Genomic DNA, 25,412 nt, shown 5'->3' on the forward strand with positions numbered 1-25,412 from the left:
TAATTTGGAGCTTGGAAGCGTATCCCAAGGAGAGCTACGATGGCCAAGCGTAAGGAAGTTTCTGTTAGCCGAAAGCCGCGTCGAACGTTCAGCGACGAATTTGAAGAGGAAGCTGTGCAGATGATGCTCGATGGGCATTCTGCTGCCTCAGTCGCAAAGAACTTAGGTGTCGGCAGTACGGATCTGCTGTATCTTTGGAAAGCGGAGACCCTTGCGAGTAGTGGACCTGCGGCCAAGATGCTGGATGACCAAGTAAGCCAACTTCGCGATGAGCTGCAGCGCACGCGGCGCGAACGAGACATCTTAAAAAAGTTGCGCCAAGAAGCTTGGAGAGAGAGGATAGTCATACGTTGATGATTTGAAACCTCTTGCAGGAACCCGGTGGTGAAAATCCACCCGACAAAGCCTAGCCAGCAGTCGGAAACGAGTCTTGCGTGGCGTTCGGGTGACCGGCGCTGCAAAGCGTAGACAGTGAGTTTAAAAGCCATGCTATTGAGCCTCGAAAGAGGAATGCACGCTGGAGCTTACGTTTTCTTTTTAGCGGGAGCAGCATGATTGATGCGATACTGGCAAGCATCACATCGTCCGGCCGGGGTCGAAGAACATGAGCAGATGAACATCGGGGTTCCCCAGGAACTTGGGAGGCCCTTTCATTTCCACGGCAAAATCCCGGATGGAGTACCGGGTCAGCAGCTCAAGGCTTGTTGCCCTGCAGACGGTGGCGCCAAGAGAAACGAAATCAACCGTCTGCATCCGTGATATCACCGAGCGACGCGAACCGAAGCGAGGTGAGACGAATGACAGGGAATCGGGGCATCTTGGTAGTACCGATGAAGTCGGGGAACACGCTACTCGGCGCGGACCCGCCGGAGGGAAGCGAGATGCCACATCAAACAGCCGGTGTTGGGAACTACGTCGAGTGCACAGAAACTTGAACAACGTATCAACGAAACAGCATCGGATAGCCAAGTTGGCGAAACGCTCTCCGGAGTTGGTTTTCACTAGTCTTGGTCACTTGATCGATCTTGAGTGGTTGCTCGAAGCCTACCGAAGCACGCGTAAAAACGGTGCATCAGGAGTCGACGGCCAAACGGCCGCGGAGCACGAGGTCAATCTGATTGCCAATCCGCAATCGCTACTCAGCCGAGTCCATTCGGGAACCTATCGAGCACCACCGGTGCGACGTGTTCAGATTCCCAAGGGTAGCTGGTGCAAAGTCCATCGCCATGATCGGATTGTGGACCAGCATGCCGCTCTATGCCAAAAGATTCGAGGTCACGATGCGTACTACGGAATCACGGGAAATGGAGAGTCGCTGAAAACATTTCGCTTTCTTGCTCACCGTGCGTGGCGTCGCTGGCTTAGTCGGCGACATCGCAAGCGAAAGCTCGACTGGGACAAGTCTAACAGGCTGCTTGCCAACTTCCCGCTTCAATACGCGGGCGTGGCGGGGACACTGCAAGTTGCCGGCTTAAACGAAAATACCTACGCAACTTCGTCGGGTATTCAAAATTTCCAGGCTGTCCGCCGACAACCCGCTGGCGAGCGGTGCCCCCGAACTTCACGTGCTTGCTCACCTCGCTATTTGGTCGCGCCCTCACCGGGATGACGAAGAAACGCGAATAGGGCAAACTGGGCTTTTGCCAGTTCTTGGCGGCGCGTTTCTGACCCATGACGAATCGTCCTGGGTCACGATGGCCGACCAGAGTATCGCCATTACGGACGATCGCTGTTGCTCAGGAGTCCGACTTCGCCGACGCCGCACGACGCCATCCTTCACCTAAACGCGAGTTACGGGTGTGTCTTAAACTCGATTCGCTAGGGAAGATCCGTCGCCATAAGGCCGAGAGGGGCAACGGGATTTGAACTCGCAGCTCCTGAAATCGCCGCGTTTTGTGCGACGGATGATGCGACCCGCCCTACCAAAGACGCCGCCGCGTATCGGAGGCTGAACTTTAATACGCCAGTTAAGCTATAGCAGCAGAAGGACTTAGGGAGAAACGCACCGCCTTGAAATGCGGTGCGCATTATTTCAGTCGAGCGTTCAGAGGCCCAGTTGAACTTTTTCTCGCCTCTGTCGCCCAGTGGGATGGCGATTTCGTGCGGTTGGTGATGGCGGCATAAAGTGGTCGCCAGCGGTGAATTCAGCTACCTCCGAGGATCGCACCAATCCCGATGACAACAGCAATCAGTGCAAGAGCCCACATCACGAGCATCAACGGTTTCCGAACACTCGGTTTACCATGCTTCCTTGCGTAAATACCTGAGCCAGCAAAGATCGCAGCTAATATCGCAAACCAAACGCCGCCAGAGTTCATTCAGTTTTACCACTCTAATTCATCAACGTGCCAATGACTCCAATTAGCGGATTCTAGCTGACTGCCGATACGATTCCAGCAGCGAGTCGCTGTTTGAACCAAGCGAAGCTCCGTGCAGGCCACGACTTGCAGCAAAGTCGATTCGGCAATCCTCTGGGAACGGGACGCCGTTTGAACCGAAGAGAATGAGCGAGAATCGCTGTGATTCCACGCAAAAAGCCCACCGCCGAAAACGACGATGGGCTTTGTCTGAAAGATAGTCGGGTCAACCAGACGCGGTTAGAACTTTTTGGGGTTCAATTCGACGGTTGGCCAGCCACGATCTTGCAGTCAATGCTCGATACTGCGTGTTGTTAAACGAATTCAGAGTGGTTAGAGACGATACTGCTCGCGCGGGTGGTCTCAATCCAAACCACGGTCTCGTCGAGTTAGGGCACGCGGGATTAACAGTTTGCGACGACTGCTTTGCCCCCTTGGAATCCAATTCCGAAGCGAAACTTGACAGCCAGACCGAAGAATCGTCGAAGTTGAAATCAACCTTTAAGAACATACGTGACTCAAGTCGTAAGATGATGAGTCCAATAGATTTGCCTGATCTTCGCCAGTAGGACACTGCGTTCTCCTTGGCACAATTAAAATGGGTGTATTGATGGACAAAAAAAGCTGCCCATAATTCCTACGCATTAACAGCCGTTCGCGAGATTCTCCAGTCACTTTTTATTCGTGCGCGCTTCGACAACCGTGAGCTGCAGCAAACTTTTTAGTACCTGCGGGCCGAATTCAGGGTGCGTAGTGAACTGTCTAGCGAGAAACGCAGCCTGCTTAGTGAGGACCAACGGCGGCGGCGAGCAACCGAGGGGAATGCGTGCCTCTGCAACGTTCTTGTTACGTCGCCGAGAACGCTCACGTTCCCCGTTCGCTTCTTGCCGAAATGCCGCGGAAGCCGCGTAAATTGCGAAAATTGCGAAAATTGCGAAAATCTTTCGCGAATCGATGTATAGACATTGGAATCTCGCGCAATATTACGGGTGAGGACCATCCATGGAACATGAAGCGACACTACGAATACTCGTATCCGACCGTGCCCGGTTATTGGCGTACGTTTGGTCGATAGTGCGTGACGAACACGCCGCCGAAGATCTATACCAGGAGCTGATCGTCGTTGCGATGGGACGCGTCAAGTCATTCGACGATTCGATTCACCTCCTGAAGTGGTCTCGTTTGACGTTGCGAAACAAAGCACTGGAGCATCTGCGTCGGCAGCGGAACACACCCGTGCCACTGGCCGGAGACGTACTCGACTTGCTGGAAGGTCATTGGAACGAATACGACTCGCTTGATTCTGCTGAAATGACTGAAGCACTTCGGCGATGTCTCTCACTTTTGACCTCCAAAACTCGTCGGCTTGTCGAGTTGCGCTATGGACAGGGCTTACGTGGAACTGACGTCGCAAGAGTGACCGATCGCAAGCCACACACCATCTATGTCGCACTCAGCAGAGCGTACAAGACGCTCGGCGACTGCATTGGCCGAAGAATCTCTGAGGAGCAGCCGCATGCCTGATCCAATCGATCCAAGGCTGGCCGAATTGTGCCAGCTATTTGCCGATGACGCGCTCGACCAGTCGCTGGAAGAGGAATTGAACACCTTGCTGCGGAATGATGCTTCCATGCGTGATGCGTTCGTTGCTTACTGTATTCACTCTCAACTACTACAAGAGGTGCTGAAACGAGACAAGGTCTCTGAGATCGAACCGCCAGTGGACAGAGTGTTGCCGGTCAAAACGCAGATCTCACGCCGATTCATCGCGTTCGCGGCGATTGCCGGAGTCGCCGCAAGTCTTCTGGTGGCGGTTGCGGTCTGGCACTATTGGCCAGCGACTCCCGAGCCTCAGATCACGGAAGGTGATTCCAGCCCTCTGTCGCCGGTAGACCCCACCCCCGCTTCTCCGGTGGAGCTAGTGGCGGCTCATTGGGAAATTACGCCGACTGGCGAGGCGGTCTATGAGTTTCTTGAGCCGACACACGTTCGTCTGGATCGCGGCGAATTGTTAGCCGAATTGGTTGGCGGGGAAAATCGAGAGCAGCCACCGCGCAGCAGCGAACCGACGGAACTGCGAATTACCACGCCGGAAGGCGAAGCAATCGCCCGAGGCACACGCTTCATTGTTGGAACCCACCAAACGAATCCAGAAGAGGAGAAACCGATGTTGAGATCACTAACGCGCGTGTTTGTGCTTTCCGGCCTGGTTACTTTGTCCACGTCGTTGGGCAGCATCGAAGGAACACCAGGTGAATTGTTGGCGGCGGAAGTGGACAAGGCCCCATTCAAGCTGACGATGGAGGCGAATAGTGATTTCGCCTGGGATCTTTATGCTCAAATAGCCAAAGAAAACGAAGACGGCAATCTCTTCTTCTCGCCTTATTCGATCTCCAGCGCGTTGGCGATGACCATGGAAGGGGCGCGTGGTCAGACGGCCCGCGAGATGGGCGACGTATTGCGATTTCCCGACGCTGTGCGGCGCATTGGCGTTGACGATCAACGGATCCCCTGGGAGACGGCCAAAATTCACACCGGCATGGGCACCATTAACGATCGGCTCAATCGCGAAAAGAAGCCGTACTCATTGAAAGTGGCCAACGCGCTGTGGGGCGAGCAGTCCTACCGCTGGCGCCCGGAGTTTCTCAAAGCGCTCGACGAGCCGTACGGAGCCTTATTGAGGAAGGTTGACTTTATTCACAACCCCGAACGCGAACGCCAGCGGATCAACCAATGGGTTGAGGATCAGACCGAACAGAAGATCAAAGAGCTTTTGCCTAAGGATCCGCCTGTTATTACGGGGAACACACGGCTGGTCCTGACCAACGCCATCTACTTCAAAGGCAATTGGTCGCAACGGTTTGATGCGAAGCAAACCAACGACTTGCAGTTCACGACGGCCAGCGGGGAAAAGGTCGCTGCGCCCACGATGTGGTTCGATCCCCTCCATGCAGATAACAAACGTAATACCTTCAACGGCTACTTTCCCTTCGGCTACGCCGCGTTTGACGCCCAAGGAAATAGGACATCTAACCGGGGCAAGACTCACTTGGAAATACTCGAAATGCCCTATGCCGGCCACGAATTATCGATGTTTGTATTGCTGCCAAGGAAGCACGATGGAGTGCCAGAACTGGAACAGCAACTTAATCGTAGAAATTTGGTGCGGTGGCTCCGCACGGTAGAAAAAGGCGAAGTAGAGGTCTATCTGCCAAAATTCAAAATGGAAATGGAGTATAAGATGGTTCCAACACTGACAGAACTAGGCATGCCGACGGCATTCAGTGGGAATGCAGACTTTACGGGCCTTTGCGAGTCGGGTGGTCTGTCTATCTCTAGTGTTCGGCACAAAGCCTTCGTCGAAGTCAATGAAGTCGGCACCGAAGCCGCTGCAGCAACTGCAGTTGAGGTCACTGAGTCCGCGGCCCCACCCGCTCGCACTTTCAAAGCGTTGCGGCCATTTATCTTCCTGATCCTAGACAATAAAACCGGCAGCATTTTGTTTGCCGGACGGATGATGAACCCAACCGGTGAGCAGTGATCTCCGACTAATATGCAGTGGCAGCAGTGGTTCGTGCCGACTGTTTGAAAACGGTGAGCCCGAATTGATCACTGCCAGCACGTGGATAGTTCGTTACAAAGTTTTTTAATAATTTGCTCACGATTTGGGCTACAATAAACCTAGGGCAAATGAACGACAAACAATTGGCGTTAACAACCGAGGAGTGAGTATGTTCTGTAATAGAATGAGTATGTTGCGTTTTAATAGCGTTTCCATCTGCATTCTGGTGGTTGCGTTCGGTACGCTCGTTGTCCGTTCCGCGAACGCGGACGACAAGGCAGACGTGTTCGATGCGGTGCGGAAAAACAATCTTAAGCAACTCAACGCATTGATTGAGAAAGGGGCATCGGTTGTTGAGGTCAACCCAGTTGGCTGGCAACCAATTCACTTGGCTTCGAGGGCTGGAAATACTGCGCTGGTTCGCCGGTTACTAGACGCCGGTGCAGCGGTCGATGTGGCGCAGAAAAGTCCAGAAACGGGGGATGATTTAGGACCTCGATTAGATTATGACTCTGAGGATTTCTTGGTCTCGCTCTTGCAACCAGGCGACTTGCCGCTGCATTGTGCGGCAAGGTCAGGCAGCGTTGAGACGGTGCAGTTGCTGATTGATTCGGGTGCGAAGGTGGACGCGCCTAGTCGGAGCGGGTACGCGCCCATCTATTCCGCCGTCAAGGCGAATAAGCTTAACGTCGTTCGTGCTTTGCTAAAGGCTGGAGCGGATCCGTCGAAACCTTTCGCCTGCGATTATCTCTGTTGTGGTATATCGACAGAGAAAGGGCAATTGACCCATGTCGCGGCGATGGGAGGTCACCTGAAGACCTTGCAAACGCTGATTGAGGCAGGCAGCCCGCTTGCCTCTACTTACGAGCGAATTGAAGGAGGGACTGGGCCTGGGCAAAGGCCAATCGATCTGGCGGTCGTCGAAGGACATGTGGGAATTGCCAAGTTCTTGCTCAACAGAGACCGAGCCGACATGAAGACCGAGCTTTATCCGAAGACAGTGTTGACAGGTTTGCTTTGCACGGCGGTCCAGGTCGATCACCTCTCCATGGCCAAATTGCTTTTGGACGCGGGTGCTGACGTCAACGGAACGATCTCGTTTCAACCCATTGCTGAGGATCCGGCTGAGAATTGGCAGCCCATCCATTTTGTCGCCTGGGATCATGATAACGCTGAGATGGTCAAACTGCTGCTCAAGGCTGGGGCATCGCCAACGGCAACTCTTTCCAGTGGGAAACAACCTCTCCACTTGGCTGCTTTAATCGAAAGACCTAACGTCATCAGCGAACTTCTGGCAGCGGGCGCTTCGCCGACAGCGAAGGATAATAAAGGCCAGACGCCGATCGACATCGCACGCAAGCGTATGCGAACGGAAGCCCTCAAGTTGCTTACGGCAGAGGACAAGTAATCGTGCATGTGGAATGGAAAACGGGTTGCGTACCCTCCCCGTGGCAGACGTTCTTAGGAGCGCGCTCTCATCTTAGCATGTTTGAGTTCGTTGGCGCCTAAAGGCCTACGACAGTTACTCGAGGTTTGGAAGCGTACATGTCACCTTAGTTTTGATGTTTGGGGCACCTCAGCGCCGCAATATGATGACGAGTTCATACGACATGGAGACTGCTCTCAACTGAGCGACCGAAGGAATTGTCCGAGAACTCAGACACAATCATTTAGAATGTCGTGACAAACAGCAGGGCTGGTTGTCACATCTATTTCATTCGGAATTGGTGAATTCTCAAATACCCAGGAACTTCTCACAACCCGTCTCGTCCCCACCTTCAACCCAGTCACTACACGAAACGGCGGAGGCCATCGATATGTCTAAGCAGCTCACACCTCGGGACGATCAACAACCTTCCTTTCAAACTCAAGCAGCCACGGCTACCCATTCTCACCGTAGTTCGCTGGCGATTATTATAGGGGGCGTCGCTGTCCTGTTGGCAATCATGTTGGTGATGGCAGTCAGCAGCACTGGGCCGTTCGCTGTGGCTCAACAGTCTGACCATGCCAAAGCCGCACCGCCAGTTCTAAAGAGTCAGTACACCGCTAAGCAGATCGCCGCTGCGAAAAAGCATGAATCGTATGCCACGTTTTACAACGCGCAATTGATCGTCGTCGGCAAAGTTGCGAAGGAGCAAGGCCCGGTCGCCGCGATTCCTGGTGCGGAAAACAGACCACCCCAGTTTCAATGGACGCTCTACCCGACTCAATCGTTGTACATCAATAGTCAGTTTGCCAAGAATTACGAGAGCTACGATCTGGGTCGCGTGGCGGATGCGGATCTGAAATCGACACCTTACCTGCTTGCCCAAAGTTTCGGCAATCGGCAAACCTATCTCGGCCGTGCGGATAAAGACATTCTCCAGGTCGCGGCCATCGCGATCGAACAACACACCCATGCTGACGCCGTGCGACTGCAACAGGCGAAGACAAACCCGGAAAAGAATCCGCTCTTCAAAATCGTCCAGGATGCCGAAAATCTGGCGACCGTTGATGTGGTGGACGGCAGGGTCGGCGTTACGGTCTTCGACGCGAAAGGCAATGTCATTCCTCAGACCAAGCCGCTCAAGAAGGGCCAACACGTCGCCATTTTGTCAGCGAATTTCCGTGGCAAGCTCCCCAACAACGCCCCGGTAGGAAGTTTCCTTTGGATGGATAATTCGCTGCAACCGCCGGTCGAATCGCAACCCGTGCTGGTTGCCTGGGAACTCAAGCAGGGCAAAGTTCACGTAACGCATTGGGCCACCATGGATGAAGCAACCCTGCGCATTACCGCCGCCGCCTTGAAACTCGATTACAAAACGTTCGCCATTGACGCGATGGGGCCACAGAGTTTTAGCAGTCGCGGGTCGTTTGGCCCTGGCGGACAAGACCACCACGACCATGACCACCATGAACATGCCGACCCTGACTATGACGACAAGAAGAACAATCATGGCGGCGATCCCGAAGCGGACAATCCTGGCGTTAAAGATTCGGAGTGAGACAAGGCCGCTTGAATTGACAATCTCCTTGTGGCGAGTGTTGCGCCTTCTCGAACCAAGCTGACGGACACCAAAAGTGGTGACAGGATTTGAACTCCGTAAATTCCGATCCGGCAGTTAGTTCGAGCAATTGCCCCTCTTCATCGTCTGAAGTGGATGCACTGTTTGAACCGACCACGTTGGCTTGCAAAGATCACGTAAGTCGCTGCACTCAAACGAAAAACAGCTCGCCGCAAAATAATGCGACGAGCTGTTTTGATTTCAAGTCGGGGCGACAAGATTTGAACTTGCGACCTCTGCGTCCCGAACGCAGCGCTCTACCAGGCTGAGCCACGCCCCGATTTACCCTGACTACGTCCCTGCAAACTGGACGTAGACCAAACGTCTCCATATGAAAATCATAACGCATCGTCGCCGCCTCTGAAAGTGTGATTCCAGGCACACTGAACCGCACTTCCGGGGGTGGCATTCGATGCAAGGGTAGCGTTGATCCTGTCACACCGGGGTGGCTGGTGACAAAATAGACAAAACGCGAGTCTCGCCTCTCGAAAAGCTCAATCGCCCACCATGAACGCGACCCTCAGCAGGCCACACCCACATCCCGCTCATCACTAAGGCTTCAACGAAGTGTGGTCGTGTACGATTTTCCACTCGCCCGAATATCGTCTCAAAATTAACGTGAACTTGCCTCCCAGACGCTCATCCGCTCGCTCCAGCTGCCAAGTCCCCAAGACAAACGCCGCGTCACCTCCAAGCATTGTCACTTCTAACTCACTGAAGGTCGTCCTCCCCATCCGCTCAGCCGTCGGATATCGCGCGTGGTATCGCTGCCGCGTAGCCTCGTACCCCCGCGTGACTTCCCCACCGGAAGTGAATGATAGGGCGTCTGATTCCCAATAGTCCTTCATAAACTGGTCGATGTCCCCTCGATTCCAAGCAGCCGTCTGTTTGATCAATAACTCACGAATCTGCTCCTCGGCCAAAGTCTTCTCAGTGGCTAGCTCTAGCTCTTGCTCACCAAGCAAACGCGGTGAGGCAATTGCTACAAACCCCACGCATGCAGACATAGTAAGTAGTGCGGTTAAAAATTTCATTTCAGAAAACTCTCGCAAGGACGTGTTCGCTATCGGCATAAAATGCTGAGACCAGCAAAATTAACTTCAGCTAAGTTACCATATAGAACAGTCCTTCACTTTAGACTAAAACGAAAACCAATGAGGCCCTCAGTTTGTCCCCAAAGCAGTGCTTGCTCGGAATTTCGCCGAGCGAAAGGCGACGCTAAACACTGCTCGCGATTTAACTAACCCTTTGGCAATTACCTAACGCTCACGGGCGTGATCATAGGCAGGGTTGTCGACAATGCTCCAATCGCCTCCGCTGTTCCACGGCCCAGAGTGATCGCTGCCCAACTCGCCTTCACCTGTCGAATCATTAAAATAAAGGTTGATCCACTCCGGTTCGACAGGCATATCGCCCACCTCCAGCGGGCCCTTGCCCATGCTTTCCAAGGCAGCACCGAACGCTTTAAGGTGCGTTGTCTCCCTTGTCATTAAGAACTTCAACGCCTCAATCGTACCAGTGTCATCTGTGTGATTAAGCAAGCGTTCATAAGTAATCTTAGCACGCGATTCGGCGGCCATGTTATTGCGCAAATCGACTTCCAGCTGACCTGATATCTTTAAATAATCGGCTGTCCACGGATTACCGGCGGAATTGTTTAACGATACGCCTCCACCACCAATCGCAGCGATCAAGGGATTCGCTTCAGCCGCCTCAGCTTGATGTTTCATCGGCTGTAGATGCAGGCGGGCCAAGGTGCCAACGACTTCGAGGTGACTCAACTCCTCCGTGCCAATGTCCATCAACAAATCCTTGCGGGCGGGATCCTCGCAGTTCAATCCCTGGATGGAATACTGCATGGCGGCTGCCAACTCCCCGTTCGCTCCGCCAAACTGCTCCAACAACATGTTACCAAAATGCGGGTTAGGTTCATCAACACGAACGGTATACATCAATTTTTTGACATGGTGATACACGGCATGACCTTTGCAAATAGAGAGGCGTCTTGGAAATTTCGCTCATCATTCCAATTAGCCTGCAAAGCAAGTGCCGATTACGCCTAACCCTTGGCATCCGTAATCAACTCGGTCGGAAGGTGCGTGACAGCGTTAAACCAATGAAGCTGCCAAGCCGCATTTTGCAATTTCAAATGAGTCACACCCGCGTTACAAATGGGGCCTAGACTTGCCACGTCAATGCCAAACTCCGACAGCAACTGCTCCAATAAAATTCGCTGAAATTCCGCGTGCGTGATCAACACCATTCGCATTTCCCGGTCTGCCAACCTCTCTTCAAGCCGGCGTTTGACTGCAACCGCCCGCTCGCTCGCTTGCTTATCCCGCTCGCGTGGGCGGCATTGCCACCATCCAGTCGGAGCAAGTGTGGGGTCAAGGATCGCAGTGGGGGTCAGCTGCAGGATTTCCGCATGCCCAAGCCCCTCCGCGCCTTGGTAGTTCTCCGCATGCCAACCTCGATAGCATCCACCTCGTTCGAACACATCGCCCCAAATTTCAAGCGAACAGTCCAGCCGTTGCATCGCTGGTACAGCAGTCTGGAGAGCCCGCCGAAAAGGACTGCTGATCACTACATCTGGCCGCAGCGTTGTCAACCAATCAGCCAACGCCGACGCTTGCCGCTTTCCCCGAGACGTGATCGCTGGATCTTCGACTCGTTGCTGCTCCGCTTTGGCGTTATTTTCGCTTTCCGCGTGCCGAATCAAATAGAGGTGCAAACCGGCTGTCCTGAAAAGAAGAGGTGGAAAAGGGGCCCCCGCGAACGGCTTCGTGGCAACAGACAACTCCAGCATTCGCTTACTGAATCGTTATCCATAACTGGTCGATCTGCATTGGCCCGTTGCGAACCGGTCGAGTTGCGTCCGGGGCGGATTGGCTGCGGCCCAAAATGCGGACTGGCTGATTCAGAGGCCCAGAAGCGGTTAGCCGAAGTTTGACTTCTTTGGCGGTTTCACCCCCAGGGGCCGACGTGACCGCTTCCATGGTGAGTCCCGCAGGTGGATCCTCAATGACAAAATCAATTGTCTCAGCGTAACCCCCAAGCCGCTCGGTCTTCACCGCAATTTCTAACGCCTCACCAACTTTACCAACATAACGATCTGCGGTTGTTTGCAAACGAAAATCGACCAGTGGTGGCGAGATGGTTAGTCGATATAGCGCATACGTGTTGGCGAGCCCATTCACATCCGCGAGGATGACTCGATAACGTCCATCCGCGGGCACCGTCCATTTGCCGGCTGGGTCCGGTTGACGAGCAGTATCGTCCACGCGGAGCAATTGCTTACCACTTGCTATATCAACGATTTCCAGAACAGCATCAAGTGGGTAGCCAAGTTGGCGGCTCTCTACCTTAAATTCCCAGACAGCGCCTTTGGTTGCATCAAACTCATAGATATCCCGCTGGTTTTCAGCAGAAAGATTGCCTGCTATCAATGCTGGTAACTCAATTGACATGCTCCCAGGCGACTCAGTGGTCGGGGATAGCTGCCTGACGACCAAGGGAATGTCTACAACGGGCAGTTGGTGCAAGCCGGCAACCCCGGGCTGAAAAAATGCGACGCTATTTCTGGCGACGCTACTTTCGGCGTCAGAAGGTTGCAGTCTTACTTCGCTGATCTCAGCAGGGATATTCCAACCTAATAACTGAAGCGCTGTCGGCTGCTCAGCCGAGATCGCCAATGGCAACACCCCTTCCAAGAAAGGCCCCGTGGTGAGGGTTAACCGATAGAGAAAATTGTCCCCACCGGCCAAGGCGATGGTGCTGTTGGGTGCGGCCGGAAAGCCAAAGACTTGAACCAGAACATCGCCCGTTTCGGGAGCAGTCCAGACGAGCTGCGGATCGAGTCCGCGATGGTCGAGATTCTGTGCTAAGAAATGCCCCGCGGGACTGACGATCCGCAAACTGGCATCCACCGGTGAGGCCAAGTCGGTTTCCGCAGCGAGGCTAGCGACCAACGTTTGGCCCTGCTCCACTTTCACCAAAAAATGATCGACATCGCCAGCCGCTTGCAACACGCCGTTGATGATCACCGGGGATGATTGAATCGCGTTGGCAGCGGTTAGTTCGTCATTGGGCTCAAGCTCGTTTTGCTCCGGCAAGTGTCCAATCACAAAGGGGAGCAAGTCGGATGCCCCTTGATTGTTGACCGCTCGCACATAACCGACTCCCGGAGTTGCATCGGCCTTGATCGCAACCAGAAATTTGTCTGCGGCTTCAGTCGCTTGCCAGTCGAGCCACGGACGGCTGGTCCAAAAATCCACGGAGCCTTCACCCAATTTTCCTTTCACGGAGACTTCAACGGTTTGGCCTCGTTGGCCACCGGCGGGGAAAATACGAGTCAGCGTGGGAGGCTCGGCAGAAAGGCTTCCAAACTCTCCCAGCAGCAAGACCAGCAGCCCGCCATAGGCAATTGCTCTCAGCATATAGGGTTTTGGCATTAGAGCAATTCAGCAATCGGAGTGGGGTCGCTGACCAGGTGCGTGGGCCTTCCCGATGGAGTGTAATAGATTTGATTTGGATCAATGCCTAACTTTCGATAAACAGTCGACACATAGTTTTCCGGCGAGAGAACACGTTCTACCGCCGCATGCCCTTGGCGATCGGTAGCCCCAATAACTTGCCCTCCCGGCGTGCCCCCACCAGCGAATAGAATGGACATTGCGTTGGCCCAGTGATCACGTCCTGGCTTTGTTTGTCCGGCAAGCGTGCTTATTTTCGGCGTGCGACCAAACTCACCAAGTGCGATCACCATCGTTGTTTCCAGCAGGCCACGTTGATCAAGATCTGAAATCAAGGCGGCCACCGTCTGGTCCCAACTGGGCAGACGTTTGGAGAGGGCGCCAAAAATATCTGTATGATGATCCCAACCGCCATCATAAACCGTAACGAAAGGAACTCCCGCTTCGACCAGCCTGCGAGCTAATAGCGCTCGTTGTCCGAAGGGATTTCGACCATAACTATCACGCACCTCAGCCGACTCACTTTGAATATCAAAAGCGAGCTGAGCGGCGGGTGTAGTGATTAGATCGTAGCCCTGTTGATAATACTCATCGAGAGCGGCCACTGGGTCAGCAGCCGCAGCTTGCTCAATCCTGGGTAAGCGGTCAACGAGGGAGCGCAGCTGGCGACGACGATCGAATCTGGTGTCTTCCAGTCCGTTGGGTAGCGCCACGTCCCGCACTCGAAAGCTCTTCTGATTCGGATCGTTGCCAACCACAAACGGTGCGTACTTAGCTCCTAAGAAATTGGGACCGCCCGAACGCGACATGGAGGGCATGGAAAAATAACCCGGCAAGCCGTGAGGGGCCGCATGTTCATAACAGGCGACCGAGCCGAGGCTGGGATGAAAGCTGACAAATGCTCCGCAGCCAACGGGTATCCGTGGAGGCGCGCCGGTCATCATATAGTGATTACCGGCTCCATGATTGCCTTGATTATGGCAGACTGATCGGATCACGCTAAATTTGTCAGCCAACTGCGCCAGCTTGGTCATGTGTTGACTGAATTGGACGCCGGGGATCTTCGTGGGGATCGCACCAAAGTCGCCACGAATTTCGGCGGGTGCCTCTGGCTTGGGATCAAAGGTTTCAAAATGCGAAGGGCCACCATCCATCCAAATTAGAATACAACTGGTTGCTTGTTGTTTGAGCGGACCGGCGACAGCTCGACCTTGCAAGGCAAGCAGATCGAGAAAACTACCGCCGGCCAACCCAGCCAAACCGAGCTTTATCGCCCCTCTTCGATGAAAAGCGGGACGCGCCGCGAAGGGGGCAGCGTCAGTGCATGACGAAGTCGGTCGTTGGGCGTTAGTCTTCATAAACGAACTCCGATGAGTTTATTAGGGACCACACGAGATCTTCAAGAACAGATTTTCGCCCACTCGCATCACCCTCGAACAGTGGCACCAACAGCCGCTGTTCTTCCGGCGTGGGAAGACGACTGTAGATGGTTAGATACAGTTCGTCGAGCAATTCAGAAACTGATATCGATTTCGCAGCCAAGCGTGCCGGCAGTCCCTGGTCACTGATTAGCTTGGCGTGAATCTTGGGGGCGTTCATTAAGTGCAACGCTTGAGTCATGGTCGCTTCAGGCAACCGTTCACAGGGTGGGTCTTGATTGGGGTCGGGACGTCCGAAAACATCAAGAATTTCCGAATTAGTGCGGAACGTCCAAAGCTGGGTTGCTCGAGCTCCGGGAGGCATACCGGCGAAACGATCGGGGATCCCCAACACGTCAGACAGCGCGTCAGCCACCACTTCCGCGCGACTCAGCCGACGATAATGGCGAGAGAAGTTGCGGTGGTCATTGGCGTTTGTCTCATTGGGGAGCGACGACAATGAGTAGGTTGCCGAAAGCGTAATCGTTTTGAGCAACGCTTTCTGATCGTAGTTTAGCCGGCGAAACTCTTCGCCAAGTGCCGCGAGCAACGCCGGATTGCTGGGCGGATTAGTGGCCCGCAAATCATCGACCGGATCCACAATTCCAACTCCAAACAGTTCGCCCCAAATTCGGTTAGCGGCCGCTTCAGCAAAACGAGCGTTATCAGGATCGGTCAACCAATCGACAAACAAGGCGCGCGGATCGTCCTCCGCAGTGACAGCGGGAGCTTCGCCCCACAGAGGTTGCGGAGCTAATAGTTCGCCCGTTAGCGGATGTTTGACGCTGCCCTTTGCGGCAACGGTAACAATTTCCTCGCCGCCTGAGATGGGCGGAGAGAGCCCGGTGCCCTTGTAGCCAACTCGGGAAAAATAGGCTGCCAAGCTATAAAAATCTCGCTGACTGTAGACCTCAAAAGGATGTTGATGGCACTTTGCACACTCCAACCGCGCGCCCAGAAAAAGCTGACTGAACATCGTGGTAATTTCTTCGGGCGATCGACGATCACGAAAGACGGTCACCGCGCCGTTCCGCCAAGTGCTGCCCTTAGCGGTTATCAGTTGTTCGGCAAACTGATCGTAGGGCAAGTTGTCTCGAAAGACATCACGCAGCCAACCATCGAGACTGATCGTCGCCTTGATACCAACGCGATAAGGATTGGGTCGCAGCAAGTCAGCCCACTTGTTCGCCCAAAAGTCGGCATACTCGGGTCGCTGTAACAAGCGATCGACCAGTTGCTCTCTTTTGTTCTCGCTAGTGTCGGCAAAGAACTGTCTTGCCTCGGACGCGTTCGGCAATCTACCGATTAGATCGAGATGCACGCGTCGCAGAAATTTCGTGTCGTCGATTGGTTCGCTGGGCAGAATGTTCAACTGCTTTAATTTTTGCCAGACAAGTTCATCAATGAAATTCTGTTTGGGCAAATCGGCGTATTGCTCGGCAGCGATTACACCCGGGCTAGGAATGGCGGTGCTCCAAGTCGCGATCTGCCCCATGTAGCGAACCATGATCGTCGCCTCCCCTGGCAACTCGCCCGCTTTCAATTTCCCAGACGGATCGACGTTGACGATGGCAGCCTCGCTGGACTGGTAAAAACTCGTCGCCGTCACGTCGCGGGTCGAACCATCCGAGTAAAAAGCGGTCACGGTCAGAGTGTCTTCTTCGGCAGCATGTAAGGGACGCGGTGCCGGGCTTAACTCAATGCGCTCGAACGTCGGGTCGGAGGAATCCACGCGTGGAACACCCGCGCGAATCCAGGCGAGCATCGTGGCATAGGCGTCACTGTCGACTGGCAATCGCACGCCGCCACCATGCGGAACCTCGGCGGCTCCCTTACGGAGCAGCAGGCTGTACTCGGGCGCGGCGGGGAATAGGCGTCGCCCTCGACCGGCGCTGACAATCGCATGGTAATCAAATTCGGGGTCAAAGCCCAACAACGACAAAGCAAAGCCGTTTTGGCCACGACTTTTGCCATGACAAGCTCCCGCGTTGCAACCATTGGCGGTCAAAATGGGAAGGATATCGAGTTCAAATTTGGGTGGCGAGGCAGATAATTCCGCTGGTTCCGCAGCGGTTACGGGCACCATAAACAGGGACAACAGCCCCATGCAAACGACTTGGCAAAGCAGCATCTTGCCTTGACGCAAGCCAGCGTTGAGCTTTGATTCGGTGAGATGTAAGATTGCCATAAGCAATCCGGTCTGTATGACCGGCTATCTGGCGGGCAGGTGGGGGTGGGAGGGAATTCGCTGGGTCGGGTCAAGTGAGTAAAACCTGCCCGACAGCAACTCAGATTGTAGCCTATTGGTGACCGGAAATGGCAATACTTTTTCCAATCGCTTTTTCAACCAGTTTGACAATCCAAAAATCGGCCCATCTGGACTAACGGAAGTGCACAAATAGTCGCCATGCGTTTTGCCGAACACGAGCCGCTATTCACCATTTTGAGCGGAATTGTCAGGCTCCGATCCCTCAGCCGCTGCTGCATTTGCCCCGGAGAATTGCGAGCCGGGAACCGCTGTCCACATCACTCCAGGGGTCCAATCCCGGCAATCGACAGTGAACACGCGGCCAGACAAGTCGCCAATGAAGAGTCTAGCTGACGGACTTTCGCCCGCCGCACCCTGCTCGACGTTAGCCTGCTCGACGTTACTCGGCTCAACGTCACCTGTAGCGGCCATGCTGGTCAACCATTCGGATGCCAGCTGCACGTGCTGGACTCGCTCTCCCTCATCGACGTCATAGAGACTAACGCCGCCAGCGGTTGTCATCACAATCAGCTGTCGTTCGTTAAGCCGACGCAGGGCACCCACGTTAGCTTTCAGGTCGGCAATCTCTTTAAGTTGTTTACCATTTTTGATGTTCCAGATTCGCAAGCGTTGATCATCACCCCCGCTGATCACATGTTGGTTGTCAGCGGCAAAAACCGCGTCGGTAACATTTTGTTGGTGGCCGTTGAAGGTGAGTGTCAATTCACCGGTTTCCGCAATGAAGACCTTTGAGGTCTTGTCGCGACTGGCGGAGACCAGCCACTTGCCATCGGGAGACCAAGCAATGCTGTGGACCCAGTCGGAATGCACTTCAATAAGATGCTGCGGACGCGCCGGAGAGGATAAATCGAATATGACAATCGTCCCCTCAGCACCGCTGGCTGCCAGCCGTGTCCCATCAGGTGAAAACTCGACAGCAAACATAGCGTCGGCGGAGATAAACAAATCGTTGATCAATTCGCCGCTTGCGCTGTCGAAAAGCTTGACTTCTCCCAGCTGACCCGGAGTACCACTGGCGATGGCCAAGCGAGAACCCGCCGAATCAAACGCCACTCCGTAGACCCGCTGTGCGATATTGGCTATCCGCTGCGAAAGTTGACCGCTTTTTAGATCCCAGATCAAAACTTCATGGTAACCGGAAGTGGCCAAGCGACCGCCCTTGGGATCGACTGCCAAAGCGGTAATTGGCAACGGAGCTCGATATTGCTGAGGCGGAGCGGGTTGCGTAATGCGGGGCATGATGCGAATTAAAGGCGAGTCAGGCTCTGCCGCCACATCGAGCCGGGCCCCCTGCTCAATCCAGTCGCGAATGAGAGTTAGCTGCTGTGGTTCCAACGGATCTGCTTCGAACGGCATCCAGCCATCCACAACGTATTGATACAGTGGGGACGCTTCGGCATCTCCCGGATCGATTGCCAGACCTGACTCACCCGCGGAGAGTATTGAGGCATAATCTGACATGCTATACCGACCTTGAGGATTAGTGGCGTTATGGCAAGCCACACATCGATCGTGAAAGATCGGAGCAATTTGATCGCTGAAAGAGATCCAGCTTCCCGCCTGTTTCAAGATGGACTCAATCTGCTGGCGTTGCTCAATTGTCTGTTGTTTTAAGCTAGCTGCTTGCGCTTCCATGTTGGAAAATTGTTTTTGCAAGGTCAACGCCTCGCCCTCAGCTTGTTTGGCAGCAACCTTGAGTGGTTCAAGCAGAGGTTCTAATTCCGTCAACTTGATTTCCATGTCGGCGATTGGCTTAACGGCCGCGATCGTCTCCATTTCAGCTTTGGTGGCAGCCTGCTTGGCTTCCTCCAGTGCTTTCCTGGCGGCTTCAAACGCTTGTTCAGCCAACTTCACCTTCTCCTCAGCAGCCCGCTGTACTGCCTCCGCTTTGGCAACTTGTTGGCGTTGCGATTCGAGTTGGCGACGTTGGTCTGCGATGCTCTCGATTTGACCCAGCAATCCTTGCCATTGACGATCTTGATCGGCGGCCCGCTTGCGAACCTCACGAGCTTGCTCAAGCAGGGATTCAGCTTCCCGCTTGAGCTCGGCGATGCGAGCATCGAGCGAGGCCACATCAGAGGGAGCCGATTCCGCTTGCGCAGCCACGATTGTGGGCGGCAAAGCTGCGACGACCGTGAAGATAAGAATCAATCGTAAAATTCGAGACATAATCAGGCTGGCAGTGAAGCGTTTATTGTTTTCCGATGATTGATCAGAAGCTATCGAGAAACCGCGGCTAGCGCCAAAGCGGCGATCAGTCGCGGATCAATTTCATGCAAACACATCCATCACCGGCTTGCCAGCAATCACTAAGGGGCGATCCGCACGATCACGGACTTCGGTGTTCGGGTCGATGCCCATTAGCGAGTAGATCGTGGCGGCCAGGTCCTCGGGACGAACCGGATGCTTATCTGGGAACATGCCGTCGGCGTCCGAAGCACCGTGCACATAACCCCGTTTTACTCCCCCGCCAGCGAGCAGCGCCGTGTAACACTGGGGCCAATGATCACGACTGATATTTTTATTAATCTTGGGAGTGCGGCCAAACTCTCCCATCCAGACGACCAGCGTATCTTCCAACATGCCACGATCTTCGAGATCGTCGAGCAGCGTCGGCAGGGTTTGATCGGTAATTGGATGTTGATACTTATCGACAATTTGATACATCCGCGTATCGTCAAATCCGTGAGTGTCCCAACCACCTTCGTTCACACGGCGACCGCCAATTGATCGAGAAAAATAAACCGTCACAAACTTGACGCCCGCTTCCACCAATCGCCGCGCCAGCAAACAGCCCTGCCCATAGGTCGTGCGTCCGTAACGATCACGCAGCGATTGCGGTTCGCTTTCCAAGTCAAAAGCAGAACGCACGCTCTCGGAGGTGAGCATGGAAATCGCTTTTTGGTAGTAATCATCGAACCCGCGTGCTTCCAACGAAAGGTCAAGCAGCTTGGCTTGTTGGTCGACGAGTTGCTGTAACTGACGGCGTCGCTGCATCCGCCCCAAATCAAGATCGCTGGGTAGGCTCAATTCGGGCAAGCGAAAATTGTCCGCATTTGGATCTTCCTTGAAGAAAAAAGGATCGTGCCGTTTGCCGAGAAAGCTGGCGTGCTGGCCTGGCGTGACAGAACCATCGGAGATGGTATAGGGATATGAGACAAAGGTGGGCAGCTCGCCACGGTTAGGTGCTAGGGCATCCACCACGGAACCGTACGCCGGCCAGAGGTCAAGCGAATCTCGCAGACGTTGATCGTCGCTTGGAGGTGCTTGTCCGGTGAGCGCGTAATAGCCGGCCGAGTTATGATTTTTCATGGTGTGGGTCATGCTGCGGATCAAGGTGACACGATCCATTCGCTTGGCCATCTCAGGAAAATGTTCGCAAACCGGCAAGCCCGGAATCACGCTGGAGATCGGCTTCAGCGGTCCGCGAATTTCAGCCGGCGCCGCGGGCTTCATGTCGAAGGTATCGAGATGGCTGGGTCCGCCCCACTGGAACAAGAAGATTACCCGCTTGGCTCGCACGGGGAGCGGATCGTCTTGACCGCTGCGACTCTCACCCGCTCGGAGCAATGTCGGCATATTTATACCCAGCATACCCATGCCGCCGATGCTAAGCAGGGTGCGGCGGGAAAGCTGGAGTGAGCGAAAGTTATTACAGGCGGATGATGGGGCGGGCATGGTATTTTTGGTGGGATTCTCTTGGTGGAAGTTGAGATGCGATAGAACCGCAGAAGCCTCAATTGCGAAAGATCAACTCTTTGGCGTTTAGTAATGCCCAGACTAAATCTTCCAACACGGCTCTGGGGTCGCCGTGCTGTTCAATTAGGCTCAATGTCGAAGTTAACTCCTGCTCTGTCGGCGCGCGGGTCAAGGCTGTCCAAAACAGGGTTTCAATAATCTCTGGGATATCGTCAGATGCAGCGAGAAGTTCTCCCAGACGATTGTCGGTCTGGATCAGGCGACGATGTAAACTCTCACCGCCAATCAAGCTGAGCGCTTGGCCGAGAGTCGCTTCATTACTGCGTTCGCATTCACAAGCGAGCAACCGCTCGGGTTTACCGAACTGCCTTAAAAAAACATCACCATCGGCCAACTTGCGACGCACCCGCTCCACACCGGCGATTTGACCAGCGCGGGTGCCAGGATCGTAACCCTCGAAACTGGCTGGTAACCCCAGCACTTGCGATTGAATGTCCAAAATCTGTTCAGCCGTCAATCGGCGGACCACGGCACGAGCAAACAGACGTTCGTGATACTGGTGCGGAGCCACCTCGGCCGGGTCCAATTCGGATCCGAGTTGGTAGGTGCGGGAATTGACGATCAGCCGCACGAGATGTTTGAGGCTGAAGTCGTGCTCGATCAATTCATCGGTTAAGCGGCGCAGCAATTCAGGGTGTGATGCGGGGTTGGTTAACCTCAGATCGTCGACCGGTTCGACAAGACCGGCACCCATCAGGTGGTACCAGATGCGATTGGTTTGCGCGGTGGCGAACATGCGGTTTTCAGGAGAGGCTAACCAATCGGCCAAGTGCTGCAGTTGATCATCGCCAATCGCCTCATCGCTACCGAGAAGTTTGGCATTTGCGGGCTGGCCAGTGCGGACATTGTTAACGGGTTCGGCCGATTTGACTTGCACCATCTGTTCGCCAACAAATTCATGCTTATCCAGATTATCCCGTCTCTTGTTATCAACAATTTCGTATTCGATGCCATTAAACAAGCTGGCCCACTGATAATATTCGTCTTGGGACCAGTGATCGAAGGGATGATTATGGCATTTTGCACATTGCAAACGAACTCCAAGAAAGACTTGCGCCGTGGTTTCCGAACGCGTAAAGGGATCGCGATGGGCACGCCAGTAATTTGCCGGCGGATTGTCATAGGTGCTGCCGCGGGAAGCGATCAGTTCGCGGGCGAACTGATTCAATGGTCGGTCTGCGGCAATTGAATCACGAATCCAGGCGTGCAATTTCTCCACCCCCAAGGCGTCGAGGGTCTTCTCTTCGTTCCGAATGATATCCGACCACTTGAGCGCCCACATGGTGGCAAATTCGGGACGCGATAGTAATGACTCAACCAACTTCTCACGCTTATCGAATGCTTGATCAAGCACGAAGCTGTGCGCCTCTTCGGCTGTGGGAAGGACGCCCAACAGATCGAGGTAAATCCGTCGCAGGAAGACTTGATCCGTGGCGAGGGGGGCTGGATTAATTTGCAATTGCTGAAGACGGGCAAAGACCAATTCGTCGATAAAGTTGTTAACTGCTGGTGTCTGCCAGGTGAACTGCTGAGGCACCGGGCGATAAGCCAAGCGAACGGGGAATTGACCGTCGAGATAGCGAACCAACAGAGTCACCAAAGTCGGCTGATCAAACTGGACGATCCCCGTGGGCGTGATTTCGACCAACGGATCACTCGATTCGTAAACAGCCAAACGAGTGACGTCACGTGCTGAGCCGTCGGAGAAATGAGCGATCGTCGTCAGTTGGACTTCGCGTTGCGGGGCCCAAAGCACTTGATCAGCGGGTGTTACTTCCAAACGGGTCACGACCGGGGCTTGCGATTCGGGTGCGGCCAATCCTTGTTCGATCCAACTGAAGAGGATCTCATATTCGGGTGAGTCCCGAGAAAAGCGTTTGCCGCCCTGGTGGGCCACTTCGGCGGTTGCTTTCAGCAAAGCCAGACTCTGAGCAGGCACCATGGGATCTACGCGTCTGCCCGCCGCCGAGCGAACTAACTGGCGATAGTCGTAACTGGGGTCCTGCCCACGCAATGATAGAAAAAAACCTCCTTTTCCATTGACGTTGCCATGGCAAGTTCCCGCGTTACAGCCGGCCTTGGATAAGACGGCCATCACATCACGTTTAAAGGTAACTTCTACTTGGCCTGACTCCCCAGCGGACGCTAACCCGGCTCCCCACTCCAACTGGCGGTCAGCGGGCAGTGCTGAGAACATCGCGGCGATCAACACCAGTTTGACAAACGCCGCGTGCGGGCTGAGAGGGGTCAAACTGCTAGACATGGATGGCTTGGGCATGGCGATCACTCCTCGATGAATCCTCAGCGATCAATTGAATGATTACGCATTTAAAGGCTGGTGTCTTACTTTTGGGATCGGCGTGACGCGAGACGAGTTCATTCGCTTCGGGATAATACATCATGGCGTTTCCGGGGCGAATGTCTGGGTAGCTGCGGGCGATGATGCCTTTCATTTCGCCGGTATCGCTGCGAATCGTGACACACTGGTCGGGGCTAATTCCAAAGCGACGCAGGTCGTCCGGGTGCAGCATGATGATGTCGCGTCGATATTGATTGCGGTACAGATCATTCTCTTCATAAACAACCGTGTTAAACTGGCCTTCGCTGCGGACGGTCATGAGACGCAATTCTTGTTCCCCAACTCCTTGCAACTCGGGGAGTTCATGAACGTGCATAATGGCTCGCCCATCTTCGGTGGGGAATTGGGGAACGTGAAAGGTCCGTCCATCAATATGAAACTCGGCTTTCGTTTCACCGATGTCGGCAATCTTTCCGAAGCCGGGAACGACGCGAGCGATCCATTGCCTGATCGTGGAAGCCTCTTCCATTGCTTTCCAATCAATGCCATCGCGATCGCCGATCAATCGCTTGCCAACTTCGGCAATCACCTGAATTTCGCTGCGCGGACCTGGCAAACGCCGAGGCCCCCCATCACTGAGGCGAACGAAATTGAACATTGACTCCTGGGTGGTGCTTTGAGGTTCTTCATCACGGGCCAGCACTGGCAGAATGATCGTTGTTTTGGCTAACCCATGGGCGTGCCCCGTATTGAGCGTCGTATTGAGCATCACATTTAGATCAAGATTACTCAGCGACTTGGCGGCGAACTTAGCATCGGGATTGCTACCATAAAGGTTTCCTCCCAAACAGAACGCAGCCTTTAATTCACCACGGGCGGCGGCTTCCATACAGTCGAGCGTGTCGCGTCCGGGCGTGGTCGGCAGAGTGAGACCAAACTGCTCAGTCAGGGCGTCAAAGATTTGTTGTTTGAGTTTCGGAGTTACACCGACCGAGCCAATACCTTGCACGTTGCTATGGCCACGAATTGGCATCAGCCCACTGCCGGGGCTGCCGACTTTACCGCGAGCCATTGCCAGATTGGCAATCGCTTGCACGTTATTGACGCCGTGCGCATGGTGGGTGATTCCCATCGTCCAAGAGAAGACAACATTTTTTGCTTGACCATAAAGAGCGGCGATCTCCTCAATCTGCTCGCGTTCCACTCCCGATTTCGCTGTTATCTCCTGCCAGCTGAGCGCACGGACAGCGGCCTCCCAGGTTTGGCTATCGCGACAGTGATTCGCCAAGAAACTATCGTCAGCAGTGCCTTGTTCGAGCACGGCTTTGGCGATCCCCCACAGCAACGCCAGATCGCCACCGATGTGCGGCATCACATAATGTGTGGCGATCTTGGTGCCAAAAAAGAGTGATATGGGATCGCTAGGAATGCGAAATTTCACCAAGCCCGTTTCCCGTACCGGGTTGATGACCACCACCTTGCCACCGCGGCGGCGCACATGCATCAAGCTGGTCATTAAGCGGGGGTGGTTACTGGCGGGGTTTCCACCAATCAGAAAGACGAGGTCAGCTTTTTCAAGGTCTTCAAGCTGGATCGTGGCGGTGCCACTGCCGACGGTGGACTGCAAGCCAACACCACTGGCTTGATGGCAATAGAAGCTGCAGTTATTGACATTGTTGGTACCATAAACGCGAGCTAGTAATTGCAGCAGAAACCCTGCTTCATTGCTGCTGCGTCCCGAGAAGTACCAAAACGATTCATCGGGAGAAATGGCCTTAAATTGCTTGGCGATTCGATCAAAGGCGCTGGCCCAAGTCAGTGGTCGATAATGACTTGTTCCCGCCTCCCAGATCACCGGTTGAATCAGCCGCCCGGAGTGCTCCAACTGTCGAGGGGTGAAACGTTGCAGGTCGGCGATGGAATTTTCGGCCCAGAAAGTGGCGGGCACAGCCGGCTGCATATCGGCAACCATGGCCTGCATACTTTTCTTGCAGACTTCGGGAAAGCCGCCTGCTTCATTCACCATGCCACCTTGCTGGCCCCCCATGCCGAGGGCGCAAGTCTTACAGGCGTTCTTGGAACGCATGGCTTTGTATAACTTGAGAGGTCCACCAACCTCACGAGCTTTCTTGAGTGAATAAAGAATCGCGCGAAAGCCGCCGCCGCTTTTTACTTGCATTGTTTTCCTTTCAAACTTCCCATCCTAGCCAACACTGCTTTCGCGGAGCGAAA

At 54.2% G+C, this 25,412-nt stretch carries 17 protein-coding genes and 1 tRNA gene; 6 read left to right on the top strand and 12 right to left on the bottom strand.

Features of this window, described 5'->3' with window-relative positions; translation table 11 throughout:
* The first annotated feature begins 39 nt into the window (after positions 1-39).
* A complete protein-coding gene (locus tag SH139x_RS26990; protein ID WP_488352821.1) occupies positions 40-354 on the top strand; it encodes a transposase in 315 nt (104 codons plus the stop codon).
* Positions 355-576: 222 nt separating this feature from the next.
* Here SH139x_RS26990 and SH139x_RS26995 read toward each other — a convergent pair whose 3' ends face one another.
* Positions 577-753 carry a hypothetical protein gene (locus tag SH139x_RS26995; protein ID WP_488352822.1) on the bottom strand — a complete coding sequence of 59 codons (177 nt, stop codon included), beginning with the start codon at positions 751-753 and terminating at the stop codon, positions 577-579.
* 178 nt (positions 754-931) lie between these two features.
* Here SH139x_RS26995 and SH139x_RS27000 point away from each other — a divergent pair, with 178 nt between their 5' ends.
* The 5 genes from SH139x_RS27000 to SH139x_RS27020 all read left to right on the top strand — a co-directional run bounded on the left by SH139x_RS27000 (position 932) and on the right by SH139x_RS27020 (position 8,903).
* Positions 932-1,609 carry a hypothetical protein gene (locus tag SH139x_RS27000; RefSeq protein WP_488352823.1) on the top strand — a complete coding sequence of 226 codons (678 nt, stop codon included), beginning with the start codon at positions 932-934 and terminating at the stop codon, positions 1,607-1,609.
* 1,750 nt (positions 1,610-3,359) lie between these two features.
* Positions 3,360-3,881: a sigma-70 family RNA polymerase sigma factor gene (locus SH139x_RS27005; RefSeq protein WP_488352824.1), complete on the top strand. Its 522-nt coding sequence runs from the start codon at positions 3,360-3,362 to the stop codon at positions 3,879-3,881.
* Complete coding sequence (locus tag SH139x_RS27010; protein WP_488352825.1) at positions 3,874-5,898, top strand: serpin family protein; 2,025 nt, start codon at positions 3,874-3,876, stop codon at positions 5,896-5,898. The genes SH139x_RS27005 and SH139x_RS27010 overlap by 8 nt, the downstream gene beginning before the upstream one ends.
* 211 nt (positions 5,899-6,109) lie before the next feature.
* Entirely contained in the window at positions 6,110-7,327 is a 1,218-nt protein-coding gene (locus SH139x_RS27015) for an ankyrin repeat domain-containing protein (RefSeq protein ID WP_488352826.1), read from the top strand.
* 409 nt (positions 7,328-7,736) lie between these two features.
* Positions 7,737-8,903, top strand: a complete 1,167-nt coding sequence (locus SH139x_RS27020) for a hypothetical protein (RefSeq protein ID WP_488352827.1) — start codon at positions 7,737-7,739, stop codon at positions 8,901-8,903.
* A gap of 266 nt (positions 8,904-9,169) precedes the next feature.
* Here the strand turns inward: SH139x_RS27020 and SH139x_RS27025 are convergent.
* From SH139x_RS27025 to SH139x_RS27075, 11 genes are all read right to left on the bottom strand, one after another.
* Positions 9,170-9,243, bottom strand: a tRNA-Pro gene (locus SH139x_RS27025).
* Between the two features lie 271 nt (positions 9,244-9,514).
* Entirely contained in the window at positions 9,515-9,997 is a 483-nt protein-coding gene (locus SH139x_RS27030; protein ID WP_488352828.1) for a YybH family protein, read from the bottom strand.
* Positions 9,998-10,222: 225 nt separating this feature from the next.
* Positions 10,223-10,939 carry a manganese catalase family protein gene (locus tag SH139x_RS27035; protein ID WP_488352829.1) on the bottom strand — a complete coding sequence of 239 codons (717 nt, stop codon included), beginning with the start codon at positions 10,937-10,939 and terminating at the stop codon, positions 10,223-10,225.
* Positions 10,940-11,022: 83 nt separating this feature from the next.
* A complete protein-coding gene (locus tag SH139x_RS27040) occupies positions 11,023-11,694 on the bottom strand; it encodes a histidine phosphatase family protein (protein ID WP_488352830.1) in 672 nt (223 codons plus the stop codon).
* A gap of 79 nt (positions 11,695-11,773) precedes the next feature.
* The gene (locus SH139x_RS27045) at positions 11,774-13,414 is read right to left on the bottom strand and encodes a hypothetical protein (RefSeq protein ID WP_488352831.1); all 1,641 of its coding nucleotides are present in this window, start codon (positions 13,412-13,414) and stop codon (positions 11,774-11,776) included.
* A complete protein-coding gene (locus tag SH139x_RS27050) occupies positions 13,414-14,793 on the bottom strand; it encodes a DUF1501 domain-containing protein (protein WP_488352832.1) in 1,380 nt (459 codons plus the stop codon). The genes SH139x_RS27045 and SH139x_RS27050 overlap by 1 nt, the downstream gene beginning before the upstream one ends.
* Positions 14,783-17,041 (bottom strand): DUF1549 domain-containing protein, encoded by a 2,259-nt coding sequence (locus SH139x_RS27055; RefSeq protein WP_488352833.1) that lies wholly within the window; start codon positions 17,039-17,041, stop codon positions 14,783-14,785. Before SH139x_RS27055 ends, SH139x_RS27050 begins: the two co-directional genes overlap by 11 nt.
* 243 nt (positions 17,042-17,284) lie before the next feature.
* Entirely contained in the window at positions 17,285-19,291 is a 2,007-nt protein-coding gene (locus tag SH139x_RS27060; protein ID WP_488352834.1) for a c-type cytochrome domain-containing protein, read from the bottom strand.
* A 102-nt stretch (positions 19,292-19,393) separates the two neighbouring features.
* On the bottom strand, positions 19,394-20,800 hold the full coding sequence (locus SH139x_RS27065) for a DUF1501 domain-containing protein (RefSeq protein WP_488352835.1): 1,407 nt from the start codon (positions 20,798-20,800) through the stop codon (positions 19,394-19,396).
* 58 nt (positions 20,801-20,858) lie between these two features.
* Positions 20,859-23,159 (bottom strand): DUF1549 domain-containing protein, encoded by a 2,301-nt coding sequence (locus SH139x_RS27070; protein ID WP_488352836.1) that lies wholly within the window; start codon positions 23,157-23,159, stop codon positions 20,859-20,861.
* Positions 23,137-25,359, bottom strand: coding sequence for an FdhF/YdeP family oxidoreductase (locus SH139x_RS27075; RefSeq protein WP_488352837.1), 2,223 nt, complete (start codon positions 25,357-25,359; stop codon positions 23,137-23,139). Before SH139x_RS27075 ends, SH139x_RS27070 begins: the two co-directional genes overlap by 23 nt.
* Positions 25,360-25,412: the final 53 nt, after the last annotated feature.

Origin of the sequence: Kothea flammea (assembly GCF_052161645.1) — a bacterium.
Classification (GTDB): domain Bacteria; phylum Planctomycetota; class Planctomycetia; order Pirellulales; family Pirellulaceae; genus Laterigemmans.

What these genes read in the sequence shown, in the direction of transcription:
- SH139x_RS27015 (WP_488352826.1), top strand. Translation starts at nt 6,110, where the DNA reads ATGTTGCGTTTTAATAGCGTTTCCATCTGCATTCTGGTGGTTGCGTTC.
- SH139x_RS26990 (WP_488352821.1), top strand. Translation starts at nt 40, where the DNA reads ATGGCCAAGCGTAAGGAAGTTTCTGTTAGCCGAAAGCCGCGTCGAACG.
- SH139x_RS27070 (WP_488352836.1), bottom strand. Translation starts at nt 23,159, where the DNA reads ATGCCCAAGCCATCCATGTCTAGCAGTTTGACCCCTCTCAGCCCGCAC.
- SH139x_RS27055 (WP_488352833.1), bottom strand. Translation starts at nt 17,041, where the DNA reads ATGGCAATCTTACATCTCACCGAATCAAAGCTCAACGCTGGCTTGCGT.
- SH139x_RS27045 (WP_488352831.1), bottom strand. Translation starts at nt 13,414, where the DNA reads ATGCCAAAACCCTATATGCTGAGAGCAATTGCCTATGGCGGGCTGCTG.
- SH139x_RS27005 (WP_488352824.1), top strand. Translation starts at nt 3,360, where the DNA reads ATGGAACATGAAGCGACACTACGAATACTCGTATCCGACCGTGCCCGG.
- SH139x_RS26995 (WP_488352822.1), bottom strand. Translation starts at nt 753, where the DNA reads ATGCAGACGGTTGATTTCGTTTCTCTTGGCGCCACCGTCTGCAGGGCA.
- SH139x_RS27065 (WP_488352835.1), bottom strand. Translation starts at nt 20,800, where the DNA reads ATGCCCGCCCCATCATCCGCCTGTAATAACTTTCGCTCACTCCAGCTT.
- SH139x_RS27030 (WP_488352828.1), bottom strand. Translation starts at nt 9,997, where the DNA reads ATGAAATTTTTAACCGCACTACTTACTATGTCTGCATGCGTGGGGTTT.
- SH139x_RS27075 (WP_488352837.1), bottom strand. Translation starts at nt 25,359, where the DNA reads ATGCAAGTAAAAAGCGGCGGCGGCTTTCGCGCGATTCTTTATTCACTC.
- SH139x_RS27020 (WP_488352827.1), top strand. Translation starts at nt 7,737, where the DNA reads ATGTCTAAGCAGCTCACACCTCGGGACGATCAACAACCTTCCTTTCAA.
- SH139x_RS27060 (WP_488352834.1), bottom strand. Translation starts at nt 19,291, where the DNA reads ATGTCTCGAATTTTACGATTGATTCTTATCTTCACGGTCGTCGCAGCT.
- SH139x_RS27050 (WP_488352832.1), bottom strand. Translation starts at nt 14,793, where the DNA reads ATGAAGACTAACGCCCAACGACCGACTTCGTCATGCACTGACGCTGCC.
- SH139x_RS27010 (WP_488352825.1), top strand. Translation starts at nt 3,874, where the DNA reads ATGCCTGATCCAATCGATCCAAGGCTGGCCGAATTGTGCCAGCTATTT.